A 25155-nucleotide genomic window follows, 5' to 3' on the forward strand; every position below is an offset into this window, starting at 1 on the left:
TACTATTCGTACTGTCTTCGGGGCTGCGCCTTGTCCTGACCATTTTTCGGTCTCCTTTGAAGTGGGCGCCTGCGGCGCCTTGTTTCATTTAGGCAAAGGAAAAGCAGGGGATTCGCCCTCCTTTTCCCTTGATGGCGTTGCGGTAATTGAACCGATAATGCCACATGCCCAGTCCGTATTGCGCCTAGCCAGGCTGCAGGACTTCACCGGAGTTGATTGATGTCGGAAGACAGCGACGCAGAAAAGACCGAAGCCGCGTCACCGAAGCGCCTCGAGCAGGCGCGTGAGGAAGGCGACGTTCCGCGATCGCGTGAAGTGGCAACGTTCACTGTGTTGATGGCGTCCGGCTGCTGCCTGTGGTTTGCCGGCGACGCCATCGTGCGGCGGTTGACGGCCGTCATGGTGTCCGGGCTGACCCTGGACCGGGAACAGATACTCAATCCCGACGCGATGATGTTGCGCATCGGCTACGACGTGGGCTCGGTCTTGCTGACGTGCCTGCCGTACGCGCTGGCCATCATGCTCGTCGCCCTGGCTTCGCCCGTGCTGGTGGGCGGCTGGCTGTTCAGTTCCAAGGCGTTTACACCCAATTTTGGCAAGCTCAACCCGATTCGCGGCCTGGGCAACATGTTTTCGAAGAATGCGCTGGTGGAACTGCTCAAGGCCATCGCCAAGACCCTCGTCGTGGGCGTCGTCGCCTGGATGGTGATGCAGCATCAAAAAGATGCCGTGCTGGGCTTGTCGGTGGAATCCCTGCGCGCCGGCTCGGCCCATCTGATCAGTTTGCTGATCACGGCTTTCCTGCTGATCGTCGGCGCGCTGGGCCTGATCGCCGCCATCGACGGTCCGTACCAGATGTGGCATTACGCCAACAAGATGAAAATGTCCTTGCAGGAAGTCAAGCAAGAGTCGAAGGAATCGGACGGCAATCCGCAGATCAAGGCGAAGATCCGCCAGATGCAGCATGAAATGTCGCGCCGCCGCATGATGGCCGACGTGCCGACGGCCGACGTGGTGGTGACCAACCCTACCCACTACGCGGTGGCCTTGAAGTATGGCGAGAATTCGCGCGGCGCGCCGCAGGTGGTGGCCAAGGGCGTCGACGAGGTGGCGGCGAAGATCCGCGAACTGGCCGGCGAACACAAGGTCGCCATCCTGGAAGCGCCGGCCCTGGCGCGCGCGCTGTACAAGCACACGGACATCGGCGACGAGATTCCCGAGGCGCTGTATGGCGCCGTGGCCGAAGTGCTGGCCTACGTGTTCCAGCTGCGCAGCTATGGCAAGGGCCAGGGCGAGCGTCCCGACAAGCCGAAGAAACTCGACGTGCCGCCCGAGCTCGACCCGCAGAATCCCGCCTCACAGACACCGCCCGCAGCCGGCGCAGAAGACAAGAATAAAGGAAGTACACCATGAACGGCCTGAGAATGCCAGCCTGGCTCAGCGGAATGGGTGGCAACGCCAGCAAGGGCATCGCCGCGCCTGTCATCATCATCATGCTGCTGGCGATGATGGTGCTGCCGCTGCCGGCCTTCATCCTCGACATCTTCTTCAGTTTTAATATCGCGCTGTCCATCATCGTGCTGCTGACGGCGCTGTACACGGTCAAGCCGCTCGACTTCATGGCGTTCCCGACCATCCTGCTCGTGTCGACCATGCTGCGCCTGTCGCTGAACGTGGCGTCCACGCGCGTGGTGCTGACGGAAGGCCATACGGGCGCCGACGCGGCCGGTAAAGTGATTGAGGCGTTCGGTCACTTCTTGATCGGCGGCAACTACACGGTCGGTATCGTCGTGTTTATCATTTTGACGATCATCAACTTTACCGTCGTGACCAAGGGTGCGGGCCGTATCGCCGAGGTGGGCGCCCGCTTTGCGCTGGACGCCATGCCTGGTAAACAGATGGCCATCGATGCCGACCTGAACGCGGGCCTGATCGGCGAAGACGAAGCGCGCCGCCGCCGCACGGAAGTGGCGCAGGAAGCGGAATTCTACGGCGCCATGGACGGCGCCAGCAAATACGTGCGCGGCGACGCCATCGCCGGCATCATGGTCACCGTCATCAATATCGTCGGCGGCTTGCTGGTGGGCCTGCTGCAGCACGACATGGGCTTTGCCGATGCGCTCAAGAACTACACCTTGCTGGCCATCGGTGACGGCCTGGTGGCGCAGATTCCTTCGCTGATCATTTCCACGGCGGCCGGTATCGTCGTCTCGCGCGTGGCCAGCGAACAGGACATCGGCACCCAACTGGTGGGGCAATTGTTTGCGAAACCGCAAGTGTTATATATCACCGCCGGCATCATCGGCGGCATGGGCTTGATTCCCGGCATGCCGAACATGGTCTTCATCCTGCTGGCCTCGTTGCTGGCCGGTTCCGCCTATCTGATCAGCAAGAAGCGCACGCAGGAAAAAGCGGCGGCCGAAAAGCCGGCCGAAGTGCCGCAAGCGACCGTGGCGCCCGAGCAGGAAGAAGCCAGCTGGCAAGACATCATGCCCGTCGATACCCTGGGCCTGGAAGTGGGCTACCGTTTGATTCCCCTGGTCGACAAGACGCAGGGCGGCGAATTGCTCAAACGCATCAAGGGCATCCGCAAGAAATTTGCCCAGGAAGTGGGTTTTCTGGCGCCGCCCGTGCATATCCGCGACAACCTGGAATTGAAGCCGTCCGCCTACCGCATCACCCTCAAGGGCGTGGAAGTGGGCGTGGGCGAAGCGTTCAACGGCCAGTTCCTGGCGATTAATCCCGGCATGGCCAGCGGCACCTTGCCCGGCCTGGCCACGAACGACCCCGCCTTCGGCTTGCCCGCCACCTGGATCGACGCCAGCCTGCGCGACCAGGCGCAATCGATGGGCTATACGGTGGTCGATGCGGGGACGGTGGTGGCCACGCACCTGAACCACCTGATCACCTCGCACGCTTCCGAGCTGCTGGGCCGCGCGGAAGTGCAATCGCTGCTCGACCACCTGGGCAAGGAGTCGCCGCGCCTGGTGGAAGACCTGGTGCCGAAGATGCTGTCGCTGTCGACCTTGCAAAAAGTGCTGCAGAACCTGCTGGCCGAGGGCGTGCACATCCGCGACATGCGCACCATCATCGAAACCCTGGCCGAGCATACGGTCAGCACGCAAGACCCGAACGACCTGACGGCGCTGGTGCGCGTGGCCCTGGGCCGCGCCATCGTGCAGCAACTGTTCCCCGGCTCGGCCGAACTGTCCGTGATGACCCTCGACAGCCGCCTGGAGCGGCTGCTGATGCAGGCGATGGGCAATGGCGGCGACGGCGCCGGCATCGAGCCGGGCCTGGCCGACACCATCGCGCACCAGGCGGGCCTGGCTGCCCAGCAACAGGAAGCGCTGGGCCTGACGCCCGTGCTGCTGGTGCCGGCGCCGCTGCGCGCCTTGTTGTCGCGCTTCCTGCGCCGCGCCTTGCCGCAGCTCAAAGTGCTGTCGCATGCGGAAGTGCCGGAAACCAAGACCATCCGCGTCACGGCGCTGGTGGGGGCACAATAGTTGGCAGCATTAGTACCGGGGTCAGACCCGCCGGGTCTGACCCCAGCCCTTGTCTTTGGTCAAATAAACATCAATTTCCTCTCGGCAAACTGAATAACGGGTACTTTCCCGTCCTGTTCCTTCGATCATTTCCTGTAAGCATCGCTAATAATGGAAACTGTCCGGGTGATCTGTGTCCATGTGGAAGACAGCACTCAAGCAACAGGAGTCGACGATGGTCACACAGTTCAGCCAATATTGCGCCACCCCCGCCCTGGGAGGCCGGTCATGAATGTGAAGAAATTTACGGGCGCCTCGTCGCGCGATGCGCTGCGCAAGGTGCGCGAAGCGCTGGGCCCCGATGCCGTGATCCTGTCGAACCGCCAGGCCGATGGCGTGGTGGAAATCCTCGCGCTGGCCAATGACGATGCCGCTTCGCTGGCCTCGCCGCCGGCCGCCTCCGAAATGGCCCAGCCCCGTCCCCAGTTGCAGACCCAGTTCGCCACGCCGCAGCGTCCGGCCGCCCCGGCCCAGCGCCCGGCCGCGCCACGTCCTGCCGCGCCGCGCCAGGCTGCCTCCGAGCCAGTGGACATGGCCCGCATGCAGCAGATGATGGCCAGCGCGCTGGCGCACGTCAAGGAAAACGCCGCCGCCGAGATGAGCGGCATGATGAATGAAATCCGCGCCATGCGCGGCATGATGGAAACCCAGCTGGCGGAAATCTCGTGGGGTTCGACGCAGCAGCGCGAGCCGCAAAAAGCCGTCGTGCTGCGCGAAATGCTGGCGGCCGGCTTCTCGGCCAGCCTGGCGCGCTACCTGATCGACAAGCTGCCGGCCGGCCTCGATGGCGCGCAAAGCATGCGCTGGATCAAGACGGTCCTCAGCCGTAACCTGAATACTGTGGCCAATGAAGACGCCATGCTGGAGCAGGGCGGCGTGTTTGCCCTGGTGGGCCCGACGGGCGTCGGCAAGACCACCAGCACGGCCAAGCTGGCGGCCCGCTGCGTGATGCGCCACGGCCCGGAAAAGCTGGCCCTGATCACCACGGATGCCTACCGTATCGGCGCGCATGAACAGTTGCGCATCTACGGCAAGATCCTCGGCGTGATGGTGCATTCGGTGAAGGACGAGGCGGACTTGCGCATCGCCCTGAAAGAATTGAAGAACAAGCACACGGTGCTGATCGATACGGTGGGCGTGAGTCAGCGCGACCAGATGGTGACGGAACAGGTGGCCATGCTGTCGGGCGCCGGCGCCGACGTGAAGCGCCTGCTGTGCCTGAACTCCACGGCCACGCAGGAAACGTTGAATGAAGTGGTGCGCGCGTATCAGGGCAGCGGCCTGGCCGGCTGCATCATGACCAAGCTCGATGAAGCGGCCTCGATCGGCAATGTGCTCGACGTGGTGATCCGCCAGAAGCTGAACCTGTTTTATGTGTCGAACGGCCAGCGCGTGCCGGAAGACCTGTACCTGGCCGACCGCGGCTACCTGATCGACCGTGCCTTCAAGCTCAAGCGCGATGCGGCGGCGACGCAGTTTTCCGACGCCGAACTGCCGCTGCTGATGGCGCAGGCGGCCGCCCGCAACAATGAAGCGCGCGGGGTGCACCTTGGCTAATTTCGATTTCGACCAGGCCGAAGGCTTGCGCCGCATGCTGGCCGGCCCGCAGCCGCGCGTCATGACGTTCCTCTCGGCCACGCCGCAGGACGACAAGGGCGCCATGCTGGTCAACCTGGGCGCGTCGCTCGTCTACGGCGGCAATGACGTGCTGCTGCTCGACGCCAGCGGCGGCAGCGATGGCGTGGCATCGCGTCTGGGACTGGCGCACGGCGCCAGCCTGCGCGACGTGGCGCGCCAGCAGTGCGGCTTGAACCAGGTCATCCACCAGGTGCCGCAAGGTTTCGGCGTGGCCAGCCTGGGCGCGCGCAACCATTTGATGGACAGCATGGATTATGCGGGCGAGGATGAACTGCGCCGCCTGGGCAAGACGTTCGACGTGCTGGCGCGCCAGAGCGGCATCGTGCTGGTTGACGGCGTCGTGGCGGACGAGGGCGCGTGCTTCCCCGTGCCGCTGATGGCATCGTCGGATATCGTCGTGCAAGTCTCGACCAGCGCCACCTCGATCAAGGCGGCGTACTGCCTGATCAAGCGCCTGAGCCAGGAACTGGGACGCCGTCCGTTCGGCATTCTCGTCACCGGCGCTTCCGAATCCGAAGCAAAAGTGGTATACGATAATATGGCGCAGGCGGCAAGCCGCTACCTGGCCGTGAAGCTCACTTCGATGGGTTCCGTGCCTGCCGACGAGTATCTGCACCGCGCGGCGCGGCTGGGCCGCAGCGTGGTCGACGCGTTTCCGCTGGCGGGAGCGTCGGTGGCGTTTCGCGGACTGGCCGAGCGGCTGGCCCGTTCGGCGGCGCCGGTGCTTGGCGGCACCTTGTACCAGACGGGGAGCCCGCACCAGTTCAGCGCCTGAATCGAACCGCAGCACCAGATAAGATGAGAAAACAATAAGCAGCCTATGTACACGGTCAAAGGGAAATCGAACAAGGACTATTTGCTGACGGAGCACATTCCGCTGGTGAAGCGTCTGGCGCACCATATGAAGGCGAAATTGCCGCCTTCGGTCGAGGTCGATGACCTGATCCAGGCCGGCATGATCGGCCTGCTCGATGCCATTACGCGCTATGAAGAGACGCATGGCGCGCAGTTCGAGACGTATGCCGTGCTGCGCATCCGCGGCGCCATGCTCGACGAATTGCGCACCAGCGACTGGCTGCCGCGCAGCATGCGCCAGAACATGCGCAAGATCGAAGAGGCGATGAGCACCCTGCAGCAGCGCCTCGGCCATCCGCCGACGGAGTCGGAAGTGGCGAAGCTGCTGAAAATGTCGCTGGCCGACTACCAGGAAATGCTGGGCGACGGCGGCGGCCACCAGCTCGTGTACTACGAAGACTTTCATGACCCGGACGGCAATGACAGCTTCCTCGACCGCCACTGCGTGGACGAGGACAGCGACCCCTTGCGTTCCCTGCTCGATACCGATTTCCGGCAATCCGTGATCGATGCCATCGACGCGCTGCCGCCACGCGAGAAAATACTCATGGGCCTGTATTACGAAGAAGAGCTGAACCTGAAGGAGATCGGCGCGGTGATGGGCGTATCCGAATCGCGCGTCTCGCAGCTGCATACCCAGGCCGTCGCGCGCCTGCGCGCAACCTTGAGGGAGCTGGCGTGGACTGGTCCAGCGTAATCGGGCTGGCGCTGGCGCTGGCCGGCCTGCTGGTCGGCCAGGCACTGGAAGGCGGCAAGATGGCCTCCCTGCTGCAGCCGGCCGCCTTTGCCATCGTCATCGTCGGCACCTTCGGCGCCGTGCTGCTGCAGACGCGGCTGCGCACTTTTGTCCGCGGCCTGGAAATGCTGCGCTGGGTCTTCCTGCCGCCATCCGATACGCGCGCCGCGCTGGCGCGCGACATCGGGCAATGGAGCCTGACGGCGCGCCGCGACGGCCCGCTGGCGCTCGAGCGCCTGATGGAAAACACGGCCGACCGCTTCAACGCCAAGGGTTTGCGCATGATCGTCGACGGCATCGCGCCCGACAAGCTGCGCCAGCTGCTCGACGTGGAAATCTCCGCCTATGAAATGGCCGAGCGCCAGGCCGTCAAGGTGTGGGAATCGGCGGCCGGCTATTCGCCTACAATCGGCATCCTGGGCGCCGTGCTGGGCCTGATCCACGTGATGGAAAACCTCACCGACCCCAGCAAGCTGGGCGGCGGCATCGCCGTGGCCTTCGTCTCCACCATCTACGGCGTGGGCCTGGCCAACCTGCTGTTCCTGCCGGTGGCCAATAAACTCAAGGCCATCGTTTCGCGCCGAGTGGTGCAATATGAAATCACGGCCGCCGTGCTGTACGACATCGCCACGGGCGACCACACGCGCATCATCGAAGAGCGCGTGTCCAGCCTCTTGCACGAGCATTGACCATGATGCGGCGCGCGCGCAGGAAGTATGACGAGGAACCGGACAACCAGGACCGCTGGCTGATCTCGTACGCCGACTTCATCACCCTGCTGTTCGCCTTCTTCGTCGTCATGTATGCGATTTCGCAAGTCAACGAAGGCAAATACCGCGTCTTCCAGAACGCCATCGGCCAGGCCTTCAGCCTGGAAAAGGGCGCGCCGCCCATCATCATGGAAGCGCCGCAGGCGATCCCGTTGCCGAACCCCGCCCTGAAACGCCGCACGGAAGCCATCCGCCGCGAGCGCGAACACATGACGCGCCTGGCGCAGGACCTGACGTCAACCCTGGCGCCGCTGGTCAAGGAAGGCAAGGTGCGGGTCACGCAGACGAGCCGCGGCGTGAGCGTGGAAATCAATGCCAGCGTGCTGTTCGACCCGGGCGCGGCGGGCTTGACGGCGGAATCGGACCAGGCCTTGCGCGCCGTGGCCGTGCTGCTCAAGGACGACACGCACGACGTGCAGGTGGAAGGGCATACGGATGTGCAGCCGATCAGCAATTCGACCTTTGCCTCGAACTGGGAGTTGTCGGCCGCGCGCGCCAGCGCCGTGGTGCGCCTGTTCATCGCCAGCGGCGTCAAGGCGTCGCGCCTGACGGCCGTGGGCCACGCCGACAATATCCCCGTGGCGCCGAACGCCACGCCGGAAGGGCGCGCGCGCAACCGCCGGGTCGCCGTGACGATTTTGTCGGGCATCCCCGAAACGGTGACGGAAGTGCCGACGGCGCCCGTGGCGCCTGCGCCGGCCAACTGACGCTCGTCAACTGCGGGCTGCCGCTTGGTACAATCGCGCTTTCTTCCTCTTTTATCGTTCCCTCATGAAAAGCAGCTCCCTGGGCGGTCTCGTCTATTCCACTGAAACGGGCCGCATGTGTCCCGCCTGCCGCCAGCCGCTGGCGCAGTGCGCGTGCAAGGCGCAAGCGAAGGCCGCGCCTGCGGGCGATGGCGTGGTGCGCGTCTCGCGCCAGACCAAGGGCCGTGGCGGCAAGAGCGTCACCGTGGTCAAGGGCTTGCCGCTGGACGCCGTCGCGCTGGCCCTGCTGGGCAAGCAGTTGCGCACGCAGTGCGGCTCGGGCGGCACCGTCAAGGATGGCGTGATCGAAGTGCAGGGCGACCATGTGGACGCCATCCTGGCCGCGCTGGTCAAGCTGGGCCACCAGCCGAAAAAGGCCGGCGGCTGAGCGTGCGGAGGCGTGCGGCCCGCCGCCGCGCGCCTGTGGTAACGTGCGTTTCCCATCCACGCGCTTCCTCACCATGAACGTCAAATTCACCGGCCTGGCCATCGCCGCCGCCATCGCGGCAGCGCTGGCGCTCGCGTACTGGCCCGCACCCGAGAGCGGCGCGCCGGACGCTGCCGCCGTCTCCGCCCCTGGCGCGCCGGCGGGACGCAGCCTGGAATCGTATCTGAATATCGATGCCAGCCCGGTCGCCGATGCCGCGCCGATGCCCGTCACCCTGGCGCAGCAGCTCGCGCGCCTGGCGGCCAGCGGCAAGCCGGAAGACGCGTATGCGGCCTACAATCTGCTCGACGACTGCATTTCATTTGAGAAAGAAAGGCGCTTGCCGGGGCTGGAATTCGAGCTGGGGCGCGAGATGACGGCGCAGGAAAAAGCCGCCCAGCAGCAGCTGTGCGCGGGCCTGACGCAGCGCCAGCGCGAGGAGCGCCTCGGCTACCTGGCGACTGCCGCCAGGGCGGGCGTGCCCGGCGCGGCGACTATCTTCCTGTCGGAAGGGCCGTTCGGCGACCGCAGCGCGCTGCGCAACCGTCCCGACGATCCGCTGGTGCAGGCGTGGAAGCGGCAAGCGATCGCCCAGCTGACGGCGCAGGCGGACGAGGCGGAGCTGACCAGCGTGGCTACCCTGATGATGGCGTATCTGCGCGATGGCGAGGTGGTGCAGAAAGATGCGCCGCAAGCATATGGCTACCTGCTGGCGCTGCGCCAGGTCTACGACGACATCCTCGCGCCCGGCGTCACCAATCCCTACCAGGATGAATACTGGCACTGGCTGCAGGCGGAACTGACGCCGGAGCAGCAGGCGGCCGCCAGCGCCAGGGCGCAAGCCATCGTGGCGAAATACCGCCAGCATGCGGGGCGTGCCGCGCACGGTTGAAGGGCAAGGCGGCTGCGCCTTGCCGGCGGATTGCTGTTAACTAGGGGAAATCAGCCGATGACGACGCGCCGGCTGGCCGTGTTCGTCGTCGGTTGGCCGCTGGGACCGTAGAAATTGCCGCTCTGGGCCGGGGGGCGCATGGCGTTCAGGGCGCCTTGCGTGTGCAGCATGTGCTTGTTGACGAGCAGGCTGTTCAGGCGGTTTTGTTCCTTGGCTTCGCGCGTCGTCTCGAGCAGGGCTTTCCACAGGGGCGCCGCGTCGGCTTCATTGGCGCCGACCAGCCAGTCTTCCATGCCCGCTTCGGCCGCCGTGAAACCGGCTGCCGCCAGCGCCTGGTGGCGTTGCGCCGCCAGCTGGCTCAATTGTCCTACCAGTGCCGTCTTGCGCGCCGTGAGCTCCGTGATTGCATCGATGTCAGCCGCAACCAGATGCCGCTGTTCTTCTTTCATCAATGCCAGCAATGTGGTCATGAGCTGTTGCTCGTCGCGCAGGCTGGAAAACGGAGTCACTGATTGCATGAGGGAACCTATCTATTTCGTGAGTGCAGCAAGTCCTTGACCGTGTCGAGGAGACCGTCCGCCACTTTTTCTGAGTTGACCTGGAACTGGCCGTCGGCGATCGCGAGCTTGATGCGTTCGACTTTTTTCGTGTCGAACACGGCGCCGCTGCCGGCAGTTGCACTGGCCGCTAATGCCTGTCCTTGCGGCGACAGGCGTACATTGTCCGACGTTGTCGGTGTTGCCTGGGCTTTCTCGGCATTCCGGGCGCCGGAGGTACTCGCGGGCGCCACCGGCAGGCCGGGATTGCTTTTAATGGTGTTATCGGTAATTTTCACAGCGTGATCCTCGTCTGGTCGAAGTCAAAAAACTCCGGGATATGTGTCATTATCGGCACCTTTTGCCGAAACTTTAGTGCGCCAGACCACAATATCGCTGTCCATCCGTGTTTAAAACGCCACCTCCACCAGGCCGCCAGCCCGCGCCACGCCGCTGATCTGCTGGCCGCTCTGCGTGCGTACCTGCACCGTCTGGCCATCGCCGGCGCTGCCGATGGCGCGTCCTTCTGATGCCACCTGGAAACCGTTGCCACTCGAAACGACGCGCACCAGCTGGCCTTGCATCACCACCGGTTTGCGGCGCAGGGTGTCGAGGCGCATCGGCGTGCCTGGCGGCAAGGAAATATTCGTGCTGGCGCCCACGACCTGGGCCATGTCGGTGGCGATGCCTGCCGGCAATGCGGCCAGGTCGCCCTGCATCGTCACCAGCTGGCTGGCGTCGATGGCTTGTCCTTGCGCCAGCGGCACAGCGCTGGCCACGTAGTCGCCGACGACGGCCACGTTCGCTTGCAAATAAATAGTCCAGCTGGAGGGCGCCGTGCAGCGCACGCCGACGGTGGTCTTGCCCCAGGCGCGCGCGCCCGGCGCCATGAACGCCTGCGGCGCGGGGCAGGCAGCCAGGTTCAGGCGCGGATCGACGGCGCCGACGGTGACAGTCACCTTGCCGGGCAAGCCGTTGCTTTGAACTTGCAGGAATTGTTCCACGCTGTTGCGCAGCGCTTCCGGCGTTTGCCGGCCGGCGTTTTGCGCCTGCGCCAGCAGTGGCAGGGCGGCAAAAGCAAAGAAGAAAGCGAGCGGTGTTTTCATGGTGATAGGCCTCTGGAATAGTGCCATGATAGTGCGTGCCGCCCCGTTCGAAGCGCCGATTAAGGGGTAAAAGTACGGTCTGATCCGGCGATGGTCTTGCTGGTGGGCACCTTACTATGTTTCCTGTCATCACTAATCCGCCATCCTTCCGCCATCTCGGGCGCCAGTGGCAGATCTTTCCGGAGCCTGACATGATAGGGAAACTCGACGATTACATGCGCTTCAACGAGACGGCGCTGAGCCTGCGCTCGACGCGCCAGGAATTGCTCGCCTCGAATATCGCCAATGCCGACACGCCCAACTACAAGGCGCGCGACGTCGATTTCGCCGCCGCCCTGAAGGGGGCGATGGCGCGCAAGGATGGCGTGCCGCCGGCCCTGAAGGGCACGGCACCGCAGCATATGCCGGGCAAGGGCGTGGCCGCAGCTGCGGGCGCAGCCGGCGGCGGCAAGGTCGAGACCCTGGCCGACGGCACGCCGCTGCTGTACCGCGCGCCGGCCCAGGGCGCCGTCGACGGCAATACGGTCGACATGGATCTCGAGCGCAACGCGTTTGCCGACAATGCCATCCGCTACGAGGCGGCCGTGACGTTCCTCAATTCGCAGATCAAGGGCATGCTGACGGCCATCCAGGGAGGACAATAATCATGTCGCTATTTAATATCTTCAATGTTTCCGGTTCGGCCATGAGCGCCCAGGCGCAGCGCCTGAACACGGTGGCCAGCAACCTGGCCAATGCCGACAGCGCCACCAGCGCCACGGGCGAAGCCTACCGCGCCAAGCAGGTGGTGTTCGAAGCCGTGCCCATGGCCAACGGCGCCACGGCCGTCAAGGTGCAGAAGGTGATCGAGGACCCGTCGCCGATGAAGCTGGTCTACGACCCGAAGAACCCGCTGGCCGACGAGAAGGGCTACGTCACCATGCCCAACGTGAATACGGTCGACGAAATGGTCAACATGCTGTCGGCCTCGCGCTCGTACCAGACCAACGTGGAAACCATGAACGCGGCCAAGTCGCTGCTCCTGAAAACCCTCACCCTCGGCCAGTAAGGCTGACTGATCATTATGGCAACCATCGACACGAACACTTCCGTCACCACCGACCTGATGGCGACGATGAATCCGAAGAAGACGACGGCCGCTGCCGGCAGCGTCGAAGCGGAAACGAACAAATTCCTCACCCTGCTGGTTACCCAGCTGAAAAACCAGGACCCGATGAATCCGCTGGACAATGCACAGCTGACCAGCCAGCTGGCCCAGCTGTCGACGGTGACGGGCGTCAACAAGCTCAATACCACCGTGGAAAGCTTGAAAGCCAGCTACCAGCAAGCCGAATCGATGCAGGCGGCCAACATCATCGGCCATGGCGTCTTGACGGCGGGCAAGGACATCAACCTGAGCAAGAGCGCCGCGCTGCTGGGCGTGGACCTGGCCACGGCCGCCGACAAGGTCAAGGTCGTCATCTACAAGGATGGCAAGGAAGTCCATTCCATCGACCTGGGCGCCCAGCCGGCGGGCACCTTGCCGCTGGGCTGGAACGGTTCCACCGCCGACCTCGACAAGGATGGCAAGCCGGTCGTGCTGGCCGACGGCGCCTACACCTTTGCCGTAGAAGCGACGCGCGGCGGCACCAAGCTCAAGGATGCGACGGCGCTGATGTTCGGTTCGGTCGCCAGCGTGTCGACGGGCGCCAATGGCGTGAAATTGAATGTGCCGGGCGTGGGCAGCATCACCATGGCCGACGTGAAACAGATTTTGTAAGCCGCTTCCCCTTAGCGTGACCCTCTACCCCTAATTTCTACCAGGAGAACACAATGTCTTTCCAACAAGGCCTGAGCGGCTTGAATGGCGCCGCCAAATCGCTGGACGTCATCGGCAACAACATCGCCAACTCGTCGACCGTGGGTTTCAAGCAGTCGCAGGCCCAGTTCGCCGACATTTATGCCAACTCGCTGTATGGCGTGGGCGGCAACCAGGCGGGGATCGGCGTGTCGGTCTCGCAAATCGCCCAGCAATTTAACCAGGGTAACCTGGAAACGTCGCAAAATCCCCTCGATATCGCCATCAATGGCGGCGGTTTCTTCCGTACCAGCGTCAACGGCGCCATCCAGTATTCGCGCAATGGCCAGTTCCAGGTCGACAAGAGCGGTTTCATCGTCAACGCCCAGCTGGCGCAGCTGACCGGCTATCCGGCCGACGTCAACGGCAAGATCGTCGCCGGCGCCGTCGTGCCCCTGCAGATCGACCAGTCGGACATGAAGCCCCAGGCAACGACCAAGGTCGATACGCAAGTCAACCTCAATTCGAACACGGCCATGCCGACCACGGTGCCGTTCAAGTCGACGGACGACACCTCCTACCACAAGCAGTTCCCCGTCGAAGTCTTCGATTCGCTGGGCAATTCCCACAACATGGCCAATTTCTATGTCAAGACGGGCACCAATACCTGGGATGTCTACTCGGCCATTGACGGCACGGAAGTGACCAGCATGAAGGCCGCCGCCGCCCTGCAGACGGACCCAGCCTCGCTGGCCGCGCGCGCCGCCTACCAGGCCGCCGCCACGGCCGTGCCGCTGGTGCCGGCCAATGTGACGACGGCCGCCGTCGCCTATGGCAATGCGGTCGGCGCCGCCGTCTCGGCCGCCGCCGCCGCCGCGGGCGCCACGCCGGCGCAACTGGCCGCCATCGCCGCCACCTACGGCAGCGCCGTGCCGAACGGCGTCAACTCGAGCCGCACGCCCGACCAGATCGACGCGGCCATCCGCGCCGTGACCGTGGTGCCGGCCGTCAAGACCGGTTCGCTGGTCTTCAACACGGTCGGCAGCCTGGACCGGGCCGCCATGCTGGCCCTGACGCCGCCGCAAACCTTGCCCGTCACCGTCAACCTGCCGATCTTCCCGGCCACGGGCGCGAATGCGACCCTGTCGGTCCAGGTCGACTTCACGAAGTCGACCCAGCTGGGCACCGCCACGGCGGAAAAGAAAACGGAAGCGGACGGCTACAAGGCGGGCCAGCTGAGCCAATTCATCGTCGGTGACGACGGCGTCATCCAGGGCCAGTACAACAATGGCAAGACGCGCGCCCTGGGCCAAGTGGTGTTGAGCAACTTTACCAACCCGAACGGCCTGGAGCCGCTGGGCAACAACGCCTGGGTGGAAAGCTCGGCCTCGGGCAAGCCCATCACGGGCGAGCCGAAGACTGGCACCCTGGGCAACTTGCGCGCCTCGGCCGTGGAAGTGTCGAACGTCGACCTGACGGCGGAGCTGGTCAACATGATCACGGCCCAGCGCGCCTACCAGGCGAATGCGCAGACCATCAAGACGCAGGATTCCGTCCTGCAAACCTTAGTCAACCTGCGTTAAGAGTAAGGGGAGCGGTTCTTTCGGACTGCTCCCGGCTTTCGTTTTGCACGGAGAAAACACATGGACCGTCTCATCTACACCGCCGGCTCGGGCGCCAAGCACATCCTCGACAAGCAGGCGACCACGGCGAACAACCTGGCGAACGCCACCAGCACGGGTTTCCGTGCCCAGCTCGACTCGTTCCGCGCCGTGCCCGTGGTGGCCGACGGCATGATGCCGACGCGCGCCTTCGTCGTCGATTCGACGGTCGGTTCCGATTTCACGCAAGGACCCATGCAGCACACGGGCCGCGCGCTCGACGTGGCCGTGGAAAACGGCGGCTGGATCGCGGTGCAGTCGGCCGACGGTTCCGAAGCCTACACGCGCAACGGCGCCTTGAAACTCAATGAAAACGGCATGCTGCAAACGCAGGGCGGGCTGATGGTGCAGGGCGATACGGGCCCCATGGCGATTCCGCCCGGCGTGACGGTGGCCATCGCCAGCGATGGCACGGTGGGCACGATTTCCACGGACGTGCCGCCCGGCCCCTCGACGGTGCTGGGGCGCATCAAGCTGGTCAACCCGCCCGAGCAGCAACTGGTGCGCGGCGACGACGGCCTGTTCCGCCTGAAGGATGGCACGGTGGCGCAGGCCGACCAGGCCGTCAAGCTGACCACCGGTGCTCTGGAAGGCAGCAATGTCAGTCCCGTCGACTCGATGGTCAGCATGATCGCCCTGGCGCGCCAGTTCGAAACGCAAATGAGCTTGTTGAAGAATGCCGAGAATAACGCGGCGAAAGCCACCCAGATCCTCGCTTTGAATTGATGGGGGCCACCGCATAATGGTCGCATAGAAATAGTCTACAGGGCTGGTTAGCGCTGTTATTGGAGAAATATCATGATTCGTTCCCTTTGGATTGCCAAGACCGGCCTGGAAGCGCAGCAAACGCAGATGGACGTGATCGCCAATAACCTGGCCAACGTCAGCACCACCGGCTTCAAGAAGTCGCGCGCCGTGTTCGAGGACTTGCTGTATCAAAATGTGCGCCAGCCGGGCGCGCAATCGTCGCAGCAGACCCAGCTGCCATCGGGTTTGCAGATCGGCACGGGCGTACGCACCGTGGCGACCGAACGCATTCATACGCAGGGCAATCCCCAGGCCTCGGGCAATTCGCGCGACGTGATGGTCAACGGCACCGGTTTCTTTCAGGTGCTGATGCCGGACGGCGCCACCGCCTACACGCGCGACGGCTCGTTCCAGACGGACGCCAACGGCCAGCTCGTCACCTCGGAAGGCTTCGTCATCCAGCCCGCCATCACCGTGCCGACCAATGCGCTGAGCCTGACCGTGGCGCGCGACGGCACCGTCTCCGTCACCTTGCCCGACACTGTTGCGCCATCGCAAATCGGCTCGTTGCAACTGACCACCTTCGTCAATCCCGCCGGCCTGGAATCGAAGGGCGAAAACCTGTACATGGAAACGGGCGCCTCCGGCGTGGCGCAAACCAACACCCCGGGCACGAACGGCGCCGGCGTGCTGATGCAGGGCTATATCGAGACGTCGAACGTCAACGTGGCAGAGGAAATGGTCAACATGATCCAGACGCAGCGCGCCTACGAGATCAACAGCAAGGCCATCACCACATCCGATCAAATGCTGCAGAAATTGTCGCAACTTTAATTTTCATAGTCGTCATGCCATCCGCCGCCGGATGGCAGCGGAGGTTCGCCATGCAATACCCCATCATCGCTTTGTTCTCTGCAGTCCTGCTGTCCGGCTGCGCCATCACGCCTACGTCCATCGTGCAATATCCCACCACCACGCGCGCGCCGATGCCGGAACCCGTGGTCGTCAACAACGGTTCCATCTACCAGCCGTCGACCTACCGTCCCGCCTTCGAAGACCGCCGCGCGCGCCACGTGGGCGACACCATGACGATCGCCATCACCGAGCGCACGAATGCCGTCAAGGCGGGTGCCAGTTCCGGCAACAAGTCCGGCAGCGTGGGCTTTTCCACGCCGGGCTTCGCCCAGGGCCGTTTCGGCGGCACCGTGGCGGCGAATGGCGCGACGAAATTTGCCGACGGCGACAACCAGTCCGCCAGCAACACGTTTTCCGGCACCATCGGCGTGACGGTGATCGAAGTATTGCCAAACGGAAACTTGATCGTCGCCGGCGAAAAACAGATCGCCATGAACAAGGGCACGGAATTCATCCGCTTCTCGGGCATGGTCAATCCGGACACCATCGGCACGGGCAATGTCGTGCCCTCGACCCAGGTGGCCGAAGCGCGCGTCGAATACCGCACCAACAGCCAGATCGACCGCGCCGAAATGGCCTCGATGGCGTCGCGCTTCTTCCTCAGCCTGTTGCCGTTCTGATCATGGCAACGTCGACCTTTCCCCGCTTTCTCGCCATTTTCGGCCTGGCCATTTCCCTGCTGGCGCCCGTGGCGCAAGCCGAACGCATCAAGGATCTGGCCAGCATTGCCGGCGTGCGCCAGAATCAGCTGATGGGCTATGGCCTCGTCGTCGGTCTCGACGGCAGCGGCGACCAGACCACGCAAACCCCGTTCACCATCCAGAGCGTGGCGGCGATGCTGCAGCAGCAGGGTATCAACTTGCCGCAAGGCACTAGTTTGCAGCTGAAAAACGTGGCCGCCGTGATGGTGACGACGGCCTTGCCCGCGTTTGCCCAGCCGGGCCAGTTGCTCGACGTGACGGTGTCGTCGATGGGCAATGCGAAAAGCTTGCGCGGCGGCACCTTGCTGATGACGCCATTGAAGGGCGCCGATGGCCAGGTGTACGGCATGGCGCAGGGCAACGTGCTGGTGGGCGGCGTGGGCGCGCAGGCGGCCGGCAGTTCAGTCGTCATCAATCACCTGAGCGTGGGCCGCATCTCGGGCGGCGCTACCGTCGAGCGCAGCGTGCCTTCGGCGCTGGGCGCCAACAACACCATCCGCCTGGAATTGAACGCCACCGATTTCGCCACCGCCAGCCGCGTGGTCGACGCCATCAACAGCCGCTACGGCGCCGGCACGGCCGCCGCGCTCGACGGCCGCGTGATCCAGGTGCAGTCGCCGAGCGGCAGCGACCAGCGCGTGTCCTTTTTGGGCCAGCTGGAAAGCATCGAAGTCAACCCGGCCCGCCTGGCGGCCAAGGTCATCATGAATGCGCGCACCGGTTCCGTCGTGATGAACCAGTCCGTGACCCTGGAAACGTGCGCCATTTCGCACGGCAACCTGTCCGTCACCATCAATGTCGAGCCGCAAGTGAGCCAGCCGGCCCCCTTGTCGGGCGGGCGCACGGTGGTCACGCAGACGGCGCAGATCGATATCAAGAAGGAACCGGGCAAGGTCATGCTGGTCAAGGGCGGCGCCTCGCTGTCCGACGTGGTCAAGGCCCTCAACGCCATCGGCGCTTCGCCGCAAGACTTGCTGGCCATCCTGCAGGCGATGAAGGCGGCCGGTTCGCTCCGCGCCGAACTTGAAATCATTTGATGGACACGCCATGATCAGTCAAACCGACCTCAGCAATACCGCCGCCTATGACGTGAAAGGCATGGATGGCTTGCGCCAGTCCGCCAAGGCGAAGGACCCCGCCGCCCTGAAAGAGGCGGCCACGCAATTCGAAGCCATGTTCATCAACATGATGATGAAAAGCATGCGCGAAGCCACGCCGCAGGACGGCATCATGGATAGCCAGCAAAGCAAGATGTACACCTCGATGCTGGACCAGCAGACGAGCCAGAACCTGGCCAAGCGGGGCACGGGCCTGGCGGACGTGCTGATCCGCCAATTGTCGTCGTCGAACCAGGCGCTGGCCGCCGATGGCGCCGAAGCGCCGTCGCCCCGTTCCTCGAGCATGGCGCAGGCGCTGGCCGCCTTCCGCCAGCAGCAGGGCGCCCTTGCCGAGGGGGCCGGCAGCGCCGCCGCCGGCAAGACCCTGAGCGACAAGGCCAACGCCACGCAGGCGCCGCACGTGCGCGCCTTCCAGGAAAAGCTGGGCGTGCATGCGGAAGAAGCCAGCCGCGCCACGGGCATCCCGGCCAAGTTCATGCTGGGCCAGGCGGCGCTGGAAACGGGCTGGGGCAAGCGCGAAATCATCAGCCGCGACGGCAGCAGCAGCCACAACCTGTTTGGCATCAAGGCTTCCAGCGACTGGAAGGGCAAGGTCACGGAAGCCGTCACCACGGAATACGTGAATGGCAAGGCGCAGCGCAAGGTGGAAAAATTCCGCGCCTATGACAGCTATGCGGACAGCTTCAAGGATTATGCGCAGTTGATTACCAACAACAAACGCTACGAAAAAGTCCTGGCGAGCGCGGGCGACGCCAGCACCTTCGCCCAGGGATTGCAGAAAGCCGGCTATGCGACGGACCCGAATTACGCTGCCAAATTGACAAAAATCATTAAAAATTCTCTGGTCGGCTGACGCCCCGCCTTGCCCCCCGTGCAAGCCGCGCGCTTCAAGTTTTCGCCGCGGCTGCCGTAAATACATTTGACGGTAACCAATAAGACACCATGACTTCGAATCTACTCAGCATCGGTAAGAGCGGTTTGCTTGCAGCGCAGGTGGGCCTGTCGACGACCGGGCATAACATCACCAATGCCAACGTGGACGGTTACAACCGCCAGGTGGTGCTGCAGCAGACGGCGCAGTTCAACAATGCCGGTTATGGCTTTGTTGGGAATGGTACCGAGGTATCGCAAGTCAAGCGCCAGTACGACGGTTTCATGGCGGCCCAGGTGAATGCCGCGCAGTCGGCCACCAGTTCGCTCGACGCGTATTACACGCAGATCACGCAGATCGACAATATGCTGGCGGACCCGACGGCCGGGCTGTCGCCGGCGATGGCCGATTTCTTCAAGGGCGTGCAGGATTTCAGCTCGAATCCCTCGTCCGTCTCGTCGCGCCAGGCATTATTGTCGAGCGCAAACTCGCTGACGGCCCGTTTCCAGGGCCTCAGCGCGCGCCTGACGGAGATTGGCGACGGCGTCAATTCGCAGATCACGTCGAACGTCAAGGTGATCAATTCCTACGCCAAGCAGATCGCGGAACTGAATACCTCGATTACCAACCTGACCGTGAATGAAAGCAATCAGCCCAACGACTTGCTGGACCAGCGCGACCAGTTGATCACGGAACTGAACAAATACGTCAAGGCAACGGTTCAGCCTGGCGCCGGCAATTCGATTACCGTTTCGATCGGCTCGGGCCAGCCGCTGGTGGTGGGCGACAAGAACTTTGAACTGGCCACCACGCCGTCGCCGACGGACCCGAACCGCCTGGACATCGGCTATGTGACGGGCTCGAGCGTCAGCAAACTGTCGGAAAGCTCCCTCAGCGGCGGCGCGCTGGGCGGCTTGCTGGAATTCCGCAGCGGCAGCCTGGACCGCATCCAGAATTCGCTGGGCAAGGTCGCCATCGCACTGGCTTCCACCTTCAATGAACAGCACAAGCTGGGCCAGGACTTGAATGGCGACATGGGGACCGACTTCTTCAAGTTACCCGATCCCGTCATCGGCGCCGACTACCGCAACAATGCGACCAGCACGACCGTTCTGTCGGCCAAGGTCAGCGATCCGACCAAGCTGACGGCCAGCGATTATGCCGTCAAGTATGACGGTTCCAATTATGTGGTGACGCGCCAGAGCGACGGCGCGAAAACGACCATCAACCCGTATCCGCAAACCGTGCCGCAAACCATCGACGGCGTGGATTTCTCGATCTCGGGCGCGGCCGCCGAAGGCGACAACTTCATGGTCAGGCCGACGGCGCACGGCGCTTCCGACCTGGCTGTGGCGATTACCGACCGCAACAAACTGGCCGCCGGCGCGCCGATCGTCACGGCTGCGCCCGTCAGCAACACGGGTAGCGGCAAGCTGGGCGCAGGTAGCGTGGACAAGGCGTATTTGACGCCAGGCAACGCCTTGACGGGCCCCGTCACCTTGACGTACGACAAGGCGACCACTTCGCTGTCGGGTTTCCCCGCGGGCCAGGCCGTGACCGTGAAAGGCTTGAACGGCGCCACCACCACGTATCCGGCTGGGACGGCGAACATCCCGTACACGGAAGGCGACAGCTTCAGCTTTGGCGGCATCAACGTCAACATGACGGGGGCGCCCGCGCAGGGCGATAAATTCACCATCGGGCCGAACTCGGGCGGCGTGGGCGACAACCGCAATGCCTCCCTGCTGGCGGGCTTGCAGACGAAAAACATTCTCGACGGCGGCAAGGCCACGTTCCAGGGTTCGTACGCGGAAACCGTCAGTTTTGTCGGCAACAAGACGCGCGAAGTACAGGTCAGCGGCCTGGCCAGTCTTGCGTTGTTGCAACAAACCAGCACGCAGCAGCAAGCCGTCTCCGGCGTCAACCTCGATGAAGAGGCGGCCAATCTGCTGCGCTACCAGCAAGCCTACCAGGCTTGCGGCAAGGTCATGCAGATCGCCAGCACCCTGTTCGACGTGGTCATCGGCCTCGGACGTTAATTATTCAAGCGGCGGCGCCTGGCGTCCGCCGCCATCAGGAAGGGCAGCATCATGCGCATCAGTACCAAAATGATCTATGACGCGGGCAGCACGCAGCTGAACAACCTGCAGGGCGCGTTGAACCGTAGCCAGATGCAGCTGTCGGCGAACCGCCGCAACCTGACGCCGGCCGACGACCCGATCGCCTCGGCGCGCGCGCTGGAAGTGACGCAGTCGCAAACGATCAACACGCAATTCGTGACGAACCGCTCGAACGCCAAGAATTTCCTCTCGCAGGAAGAGCTGGCCCTGGCCAGCACCACCTCGCTGCTCGCCGACGTGCAGGAACTGGTGCTCAAAGCCGGTAATCCGGCCTTGAAGGATGTCGACCGCCAGAGCCTGGCCACGGAACTGCAGGGGCGTTTGACGGACCTGCTGGGCATCGCCAACACGTCCGACAACGCGGGCGGCTACCTGTTCGGCGGCTACAAGTCGACGACGCAACCGTTCAGCCAGACGCCGGGCGGCGCCACCTACGCAGGTGACCAGGGCCAGCGCGAACTGCAAGTGGGCTCGGCCCGCTACCTGGCCACCAGCGATTCGGGCGCGGCCGTGTTCGAGAATAATTTGACGGGCAACGGCAAGTTCACCACGGCGGCCGATCCGGGCAACTTCACGCGCGGCGGCGCCGGCATCATTTCCGGCGGCACCGTCACCGATCCCACCAAGTTGACGGGGCACAAGTACTCGATCGATTTCCAGGTGACGGGCACGGGCACCGCCGCCGTCACGACCTATACCGTGACGGACGTGACCCTGGGCCAGACCATCCCGAATCCGGCCGTGCCGGTGGCCTACAAGTCGGGCGATGCCATCAACTTTGACGGCCAGCAAGTCAATGTCGCGGGCAAGCCGGCCGACCTGGACAAGTTCACCCTGGAGCCCAGCAGCAAGGAATCGATCTTTAGCACGATTACCAACCTGATCGGTGTGCTGGGCCAGCCGGCCTCCGGCGACGCGGGGCAGGCGCGCCTGACGGCCGGCCTGAACGCGGCACACGACATCCTCGATACGGCTTACGACAATGTGCTGTCGGTGCGCGCGGAAGTCGGTTCGCGGCTGAAGGAACTCGACACGCTCGACAGCGCCGGCGACGACCTCGACCTGCAGTATGCGAGCACCCTCTCGGGCTTGCAGGACCTGGACATGGTGAAGGCGATTTCCCTGTTCAGCCAGCAGCAGATCACCCTGCAGGCGGCGCAGAAGTCGTTTACCTCGATCTCGGGCCTGTCGCTGTTCAATTACATCAGCTAAGCGGACCGCATCGCAGGCTGGCCGGCAAGCCGGGGCAGGGAGGAGATCTCCCTGCCCCGGCTTTTTTGCGTCCGCAAGATGGCCTCCTTGATAAGATATGCAGGCAAACTGTGCAGTCTACCTGTCTATATGGTATAGTGGAGGCCGTTGATCCACTACATGACTGCCATGACCACCCCGCAAGAAGACCACGAACAAGTTCTGCAACTGGCCGGCGAATTGCGCATCCTGGTCGGCAAGCTGCGCCGCCGCCTGCGCGAAGAGGCGCACCTGGGCGATGTCAGCATGTCGCAGGCATCCGTGCTCAGCCGTCTTGAACGCGACGGCCCGGCCACGGCCAGCAGCCTGGCGCGCGCCGAAGGCATGCGGCCCCAGTCGATGGCCGCCACCGTGCTGGCGCTGACCGAGGCGCAGCTGGTGACGGGGTCGCCCGACCCCGCAGACGGACGCCAGACGATATTGACCCTGACGGACAGCTGCCGCGCCTGGATCGCGGCCAGCCGCGCCGCGCGCGAAGACTGGCTGGCGCGCACCATTGAAACCCGGCTCACGCCGGACGAAGTCACCGAATTGAACCACGCAGTGGCATTACTCAAACGCTTGGCGGAGTGATCCGCTGAATTTTCCACCACGACCCCGGCAAGGAGCCCGCACGCCCAGATGAACAACACATTCCGTTCGCTACGCATTCCCAATTACCGTATCTGGGCCGGCGGCGCCGTCGTGTCGAATATCGGCACCTGGATGCAGCGCACGGCGCAGGATTGGCTGGTGCTGAGCGAATTGACGCAGCACAATGCCAGCGCCGTCGGCATCGTCATGGCCTTGCAATTCGGCCCGCAACTGCTGTTGCTGCCCCTGACGGGCATGGCGGCCGACTTGCTCGACCGCAGGAAATTGCTGTTGTGTACGCAGGCGGCCATGGGTTTGCTGGCGCTGGGCCTGGGTTTGCTGTGCATCAGCGGCCTGGTGCAACTGTGGCACGTGTATGTGTTTGCTTTCCTGCTGGGCTGCGTGACGGCCTTCGATTCGCCCGTGCGCCAGACTTTTGTGGCCGAAATCGTCGGCGAGGAAGACTTGACCAATGCCGTGGCGCTCAATTCCACCTCGTTCAATGCGGCGCGCATGCTGGGCCCGGCCGTGGCCGGCTTGCTGATCAGCAGCGTCGGCAGCGGCTGGGTCTTCATCATCAACGCCGTCTCGTTTGCCGCCGTGATCGGTTCGCTGTTGCTGCTGCGCGTGGAATTGCTGCGCCGCGCGCCGCGCCTGAAGGCTACGCGGGCCAGCCTGGGCGACGGTTTCCGCTACGTGCGCCAGCGGCCCGACCTGATGGCCATTTTGCTGATGCTGTTCCTGATCGGCACCTTCGGCCTGAATTTCCCCATCTTCCTGTCGACCATGTCCGTGACGGCCTTCCATGCGGGCGCCGGCCAGTATGGCGTGCTCAGTTCCGTGATGGCTTGCGGCTCCGTGGCCGGCGCCCTGCTGGCGGCCGGGCGCGGCCAGCCTACGCTGGCCTTGCTGCTGGTCGCCGCAGCGCTGTTCGGCCTGGCTTGCGCGCTGGCCGCCGTGATGCCCAATTATTGGCTGTTCGGCATGATGCTGGTAGTCATCGGCATCGCCGCGCAAACCTTTACCACCAGCGTCAACAGCAGCGTGCAACTGTCGACGGCGCCCGCCATGCGGGGCCGGGTCATGGCCATCGTGCTGGCCATCTCGGCGGGCGGCACGCCGCTGGGCGCGCCCATCGTGGGCTGGGTGGCCGACACCTTCGGCCCGCGCTGGGCGCTGGGCATAGCCGCCTTGTCGGGCCTGGCGGCGGCGCTGGTCGGCGTGCGCTACCTGGTCAAGCATCACCAGCTGCGCCTGAACGTCGACATGCGGCGCTGGCGCGCGGCGCTGAGCAGTGACCCGCGGTGAGTCAGCGCGCCGGCGCGGCCGGCGCCGGAGGGCGCAAGGGATTCGGCGGCAGGGGTGGCGGCGGCCGGTCGCGCGTGGCAAAGCCGCGCGGCAGCAGACGCGCCGTTTCTATGCCGCGCAGGAACATGTTCTGGAAGGGCGTGGCCAGGTAGGGCAGGACCATACTGATCACCAGCAAGCCCACGCCCAGGGTGACGGGAAAACCGATACCGAAGATGTTCAGCTGCGGCGCGGCCCGCGTCAAGATGCCCAGCGCCACGTTGGTCAGCAGCAGGGCGGCGATGATGGGCAGCGAAATTTGCAGGCCGGAACGGAAAATTTCCCCACCCCACGCCGCCAATTGCTGGAAACCGCCGCCGCTGATGGGGCTCGATGAAATCGGCAGGCTGACGAAGCTTTCCGCCAGCGCCGCCAGCAAGACCAGGTGGCCGTTGACTGTCAAAAACATCAAGGTGGCCAGCATGACGAGGAACTGGCTGATGGCGGAAGACCTGCCCTTGGTTTGCGGATCGAAGAACGAGGCGAAGCCCAGGCCCATGGTGAGACTGCTGATTTCGCCGGCCATTTCGATGGCGGAAAACACGATGCGGATGGAAAAGCCCATGGCCAGGCCCACCAGCATCTCCTGCGTGAGGATCAGCAGGCCGGGCAAGGACATCGGGTTGACGGCAGGCAAGGCCGGCACGGTGGGGGCGATGATCATGGCCAGCAGGGCGCCCAGGCTTACCTTCACGGTGGCCGGCACGGCCGCGTTGCCGAACAGGGGGGCGGCCGCGATCAGGCCGAGGATGCGGCTAAGCGGCCACAGCAGTGCTGCGATCCAGGTATTGAGTTCGATGCTGGACAGGGTCAGCATGGCAAC

General features: G+C 64.1%; 26 protein-coding genes. 22 read left to right on the top strand and 4 right to left on the bottom strand.

Annotated features, from left to right (window positions below):
• Window positions 1-219 precede the first annotated feature (219 nt).
• The 9 genes from flhB to NCG91_RS18390 all read left to right on the top strand — a co-directional run bounded on the left by flhB (window position 220) and on the right by NCG91_RS18390 (window position 9609).
• Window positions 220-1413, top strand: a complete 1194-nt coding sequence (gene flhB, locus NCG91_RS18350; protein WP_092608479.1) for a flagellar biosynthesis protein FlhB — start codon at window positions 220-222, stop codon at window positions 1411-1413.
• A complete protein-coding gene (gene flhA / locus NCG91_RS18355; RefSeq protein ID WP_077407865.1) occupies window positions 1410-3506 on the top strand; it encodes a flagellar biosynthesis protein FlhA in 2097 nt (698 codons plus the stop codon). The genes flhB and flhA overlap by 4 nt, the downstream gene beginning before the upstream one ends.
• A 267-nt stretch (window positions 3507-3773) precedes the next feature.
• Window positions 3774-5102, top strand: coding sequence for a flagellar biosynthesis GTPase FlhF (gene flhF / locus NCG91_RS18360; protein WP_034785293.1), 1329 nt, complete (start codon window positions 3774-3776; stop codon window positions 5100-5102).
• Window positions 5095-5958, top strand: a complete 864-nt coding sequence (locus NCG91_RS18365) for a MinD/ParA family ATP-binding protein (RefSeq protein WP_251350710.1) — start codon at window positions 5095-5097, stop codon at window positions 5956-5958. Before flhF ends, NCG91_RS18365 begins: the two co-directional genes overlap by 8 nt.
• Window positions 5959-6003: 45 nt before the next feature.
• Complete coding sequence (locus NCG91_RS18370) at window positions 6004-6735, top strand: RNA polymerase sigma factor FliA (protein ID WP_077407859.1); 732 nt, start codon at window positions 6004-6006, stop codon at window positions 6733-6735.
• Window positions 6717-7463: a flagellar motor protein gene (locus NCG91_RS18375; RefSeq protein ID WP_099666849.1), complete on the top strand. Its 747-nt coding sequence runs from the start codon at window positions 6717-6719 to the stop codon at window positions 7461-7463. Before NCG91_RS18370 ends, NCG91_RS18375 begins: the two co-directional genes overlap by 19 nt.
• Window positions 7464-7468: 5 nt before the next feature.
• The gene (gene motD / locus NCG91_RS18380; RefSeq protein WP_077409251.1) at window positions 7469-8251 is read left to right on the top strand and encodes a flagellar motor protein MotD; all 783 of its coding nucleotides are present in this window, start codon (window positions 7469-7471) and stop codon (window positions 8249-8251) included.
• Between the two features lie 64 nt (window positions 8252-8315).
• Entirely contained in the window at window positions 8316-8678 is a 363-nt protein-coding gene (locus tag NCG91_RS18385; protein WP_251350711.1) for a translation initiation factor Sui1, read from the top strand.
• 43 nt (window positions 8679-8721) lie between these two features.
• On the top strand, window positions 8722-9609 hold the full coding sequence (locus NCG91_RS18390) for a hypothetical protein (RefSeq protein ID WP_251350712.1): 888 nt from the start codon (window positions 8722-8724) through the stop codon (window positions 9607-9609).
• Window positions 9610-9659: 50 nt separating this feature from the next.
• On the opposite strand, the gene NCG91_RS18395 is transcribed toward NCG91_RS18390, so the two are convergent.
• The 3 genes from NCG91_RS18395 to flgA form a co-directional block, all read right to left on the bottom strand.
• Window positions 9660-10127: a flagella synthesis protein FlgN gene (locus NCG91_RS18395; RefSeq protein WP_099666853.1), complete on the bottom strand. Its 468-nt coding sequence runs from the start codon at window positions 10125-10127 to the stop codon at window positions 9660-9662.
• An 8-nt stretch (window positions 10128-10135) separates the two neighbouring features.
• A complete protein-coding gene (flgM, locus tag NCG91_RS18400; protein WP_034787161.1) occupies window positions 10136-10444 on the bottom strand; it encodes a flagellar biosynthesis anti-sigma factor FlgM in 309 nt (102 codons plus the stop codon).
• A gap of 111 nt (window positions 10445-10555) precedes the next feature.
• Window positions 10556-11251, bottom strand: a complete 696-nt coding sequence (gene flgA / locus NCG91_RS18405) for a flagellar basal body P-ring formation chaperone FlgA (protein WP_099666854.1) — start codon at window positions 11249-11251, stop codon at window positions 10556-10558.
• A 191-nt stretch (window positions 11252-11442) separates the two neighbouring features.
• Between flgA and flgB the strand changes: the two genes are divergently transcribed.
• The 13 genes from flgB to NCG91_RS18470 all read left to right on the top strand — a co-directional run bounded on the left by flgB (window position 11443) and on the right by NCG91_RS18470 (window position 24293).
• Window positions 11443-11895, top strand: coding sequence for a flagellar basal body rod protein FlgB (gene flgB / locus NCG91_RS18410; protein ID WP_034754084.1), 453 nt, complete (start codon window positions 11443-11445; stop codon window positions 11893-11895).
• A 2-nt stretch (window positions 11896-11897) separates the two neighbouring features.
• Window positions 11898-12299, top strand: coding sequence for a flagellar basal body rod protein FlgC (flgC, locus tag NCG91_RS18415; protein ID WP_071075845.1), 402 nt, complete (start codon window positions 11898-11900; stop codon window positions 12297-12299).
• A 15-nt stretch (window positions 12300-12314) separates the two neighbouring features.
• Window positions 12315-13010: a flagellar hook assembly protein FlgD gene (locus NCG91_RS18420; RefSeq protein WP_251350713.1), complete on the top strand. Its 696-nt coding sequence runs from the start codon at window positions 12315-12317 to the stop codon at window positions 13008-13010.
• A 53-nt stretch (window positions 13011-13063) separates the two neighbouring features.
• Window positions 13064-14611 carry a flagellar hook protein FlgE gene (locus NCG91_RS18425; RefSeq protein WP_251350714.1) on the top strand — a complete coding sequence of 516 codons (1548 nt, stop codon included), beginning with the start codon at window positions 13064-13066 and terminating at the stop codon, window positions 14609-14611.
• A 60-nt stretch (window positions 14612-14671) separates the two neighbouring features.
• Entirely contained in the window at window positions 14672-15415 is a 744-nt protein-coding gene (locus NCG91_RS18430) for a flagellar basal body rod protein FlgF (protein ID WP_070253727.1), read from the top strand.
• Between the two features lie 72 nt (window positions 15416-15487).
• Window positions 15488-16270 carry a flagellar basal-body rod protein FlgG gene (flgG, locus tag NCG91_RS18435; protein ID WP_034754070.1) on the top strand — a complete coding sequence of 261 codons (783 nt, stop codon included), beginning with the start codon at window positions 15488-15490 and terminating at the stop codon, window positions 16268-16270.
• Between the two features lie 50 nt (window positions 16271-16320).
• Window positions 16321-16971 (top strand): flagellar basal body L-ring protein FlgH, encoded by a 651-nt coding sequence (locus tag NCG91_RS18440; RefSeq protein ID WP_099377950.1) that lies wholly within the window; start codon window positions 16321-16323, stop codon window positions 16969-16971.
• Between the two features lie 2 nt (window positions 16972-16973).
• Window positions 16974-18089, top strand: a complete 1116-nt coding sequence (locus tag NCG91_RS18445) for a flagellar basal body P-ring protein FlgI (RefSeq protein ID WP_251350715.1) — start codon at window positions 16974-16976, stop codon at window positions 18087-18089.
• A gap of 10 nt (window positions 18090-18099) precedes the next feature.
• Window positions 18100-19023 (top strand): flagellar assembly peptidoglycan hydrolase FlgJ, encoded by a 924-nt coding sequence (gene flgJ, locus NCG91_RS18450; protein ID WP_099666859.1) that lies wholly within the window; start codon window positions 18100-18102, stop codon window positions 19021-19023.
• Between the two features lie 89 nt (window positions 19024-19112).
• Window positions 19113-21080: a flagellar hook-associated protein FlgK gene (flgK, locus tag NCG91_RS18455; protein ID WP_099666860.1), complete on the top strand. Its 1968-nt coding sequence runs from the start codon at window positions 19113-19115 to the stop codon at window positions 21078-21080.
• 51 nt (window positions 21081-21131) lie between these two features.
• The gene (gene flgL / locus NCG91_RS18460) at window positions 21132-22373 is read left to right on the top strand and encodes a flagellar hook-associated protein FlgL (protein WP_180278709.1); all 1242 of its coding nucleotides are present in this window, start codon (window positions 21132-21134) and stop codon (window positions 22371-22373) included.
• A 159-nt stretch (window positions 22374-22532) separates the two neighbouring features.
• The gene (locus NCG91_RS18465; RefSeq protein WP_435526498.1) at window positions 22533-22985 is read left to right on the top strand and encodes a MarR family winged helix-turn-helix transcriptional regulator; all 453 of its coding nucleotides are present in this window, start codon (window positions 22533-22535) and stop codon (window positions 22983-22985) included.
• A gap of 48 nt (window positions 22986-23033) precedes the next feature.
• Complete coding sequence (locus NCG91_RS18470) at window positions 23034-24293, top strand: MFS transporter (protein ID WP_251350717.1); 1260 nt, start codon at window positions 23034-23036, stop codon at window positions 24291-24293.
• A 1-nt stretch (window position 24294) separates the two neighbouring features.
• Here NCG91_RS18470 and fliR read toward each other — a convergent pair whose 3' ends face one another.
• Complete coding sequence (fliR, locus tag NCG91_RS18475) at window positions 24295-25149, bottom strand: flagellar biosynthetic protein FliR (RefSeq protein WP_251350718.1); 855 nt, start codon at window positions 25147-25149, stop codon at window positions 24295-24297.
• Between the last annotated feature and the right edge of the window lie 6 nt (window positions 25150-25155).

The sequence above is a fragment of the Janthinobacterium kumbetense genome (genome assembly GCF_023703445.1).
In the GTDB taxonomy this organism is placed as follows: domain Bacteria; phylum Pseudomonadota; class Gammaproteobacteria; order Burkholderiales; family Burkholderiaceae_D; genus Janthinobacterium; species Janthinobacterium kumbetense.

Bases quoted from the DNA above. Each gene is read 5' to 3' on its own strand.
- NCG91_RS18395 (WP_099666853.1), bottom strand. From the start codon at position 10,127: ATGCAATCAGTGACTCCGTTTTCCAGCCTGCGCGACGAGCAACAGCTC.
- NCG91_RS18470 (WP_251350717.1), top strand. From the start codon at position 23,034: ATGAACAACACATTCCGTTCGCTACGCATTCCCAATTACCGTATCTGG.
- motD (WP_077409251.1), top strand. From the start codon at position 7,469: ATGCGGCGCGCGCGCAGGAAGTATGACGAGGAACCGGACAACCAGGAC.
- flgB (WP_034754084.1), top strand. From the start codon at position 11,443: ATGATAGGGAAACTCGACGATTACATGCGCTTCAACGAGACGGCGCTG.
- NCG91_RS18385 (WP_251350711.1), top strand. From the start codon at position 8,316: ATGAAAAGCAGCTCCCTGGGCGGTCTCGTCTATTCCACTGAAACGGGC.
- flgC (WP_071075845.1), top strand. From the start codon at position 11,898: ATGTCGCTATTTAATATCTTCAATGTTTCCGGTTCGGCCATGAGCGCC.
- NCG91_RS18420 (WP_251350713.1), top strand. From the start codon at position 12,315: ATGGCAACCATCGACACGAACACTTCCGTCACCACCGACCTGATGGCG.
- NCG91_RS18465 (WP_435526498.1), top strand. From the start codon at position 22,533: ATGACTGCCATGACCACCCCGCAAGAAGACCACGAACAAGTTCTGCAA.
- fliR (WP_251350718.1), bottom strand. From the start codon at position 25,149: ATGCTGACCCTGTCCAGCATCGAACTCAATACCTGGATCGCAGCACTG.
- NCG91_RS18425 (WP_251350714.1), top strand. From the start codon at position 13,064: ATGTCTTTCCAACAAGGCCTGAGCGGCTTGAATGGCGCCGCCAAATCG.
- NCG91_RS18445 (WP_251350715.1), top strand. From the start codon at position 16,974: ATGGCAACGTCGACCTTTCCCCGCTTTCTCGCCATTTTCGGCCTGGCC.
- flgL (WP_180278709.1), top strand. From the start codon at position 21,132: ATGCGCATCAGTACCAAAATGATCTATGACGCGGGCAGCACGCAGCTG.
- flhA (WP_077407865.1), top strand. From the start codon at position 1,410: ATGAACGGCCTGAGAATGCCAGCCTGGCTCAGCGGAATGGGTGGCAAC.
- flgA (WP_099666854.1), bottom strand. From the start codon at position 11,251: ATGAAAACACCGCTCGCTTTCTTCTTTGCTTTTGCCGCCCTGCCACTG.
- NCG91_RS18370 (WP_077407859.1), top strand. From the start codon at position 6,004: ATGTACACGGTCAAAGGGAAATCGAACAAGGACTATTTGCTGACGGAG.
- NCG91_RS18440 (WP_099377950.1), top strand. From the start codon at position 16,321: ATGCAATACCCCATCATCGCTTTGTTCTCTGCAGTCCTGCTGTCCGGC.
- flgJ (WP_099666859.1), top strand. From the start codon at position 18,100: ATGATCAGTCAAACCGACCTCAGCAATACCGCCGCCTATGACGTGAAA.
- flgG (WP_034754070.1), top strand. From the start codon at position 15,488: ATGATTCGTTCCCTTTGGATTGCCAAGACCGGCCTGGAAGCGCAGCAA.
- flhB (WP_092608479.1), top strand. From the start codon at position 220: ATGTCGGAAGACAGCGACGCAGAAAAGACCGAAGCCGCGTCACCGAAG.
- flhF (WP_034785293.1), top strand. From the start codon at position 3,774: ATGAATGTGAAGAAATTTACGGGCGCCTCGTCGCGCGATGCGCTGCGC.
- NCG91_RS18430 (WP_070253727.1), top strand. From the start codon at position 14,672: ATGGACCGTCTCATCTACACCGCCGGCTCGGGCGCCAAGCACATCCTC.
- flgK (WP_099666860.1), top strand. From the start codon at position 19,113: ATGACTTCGAATCTACTCAGCATCGGTAAGAGCGGTTTGCTTGCAGCG.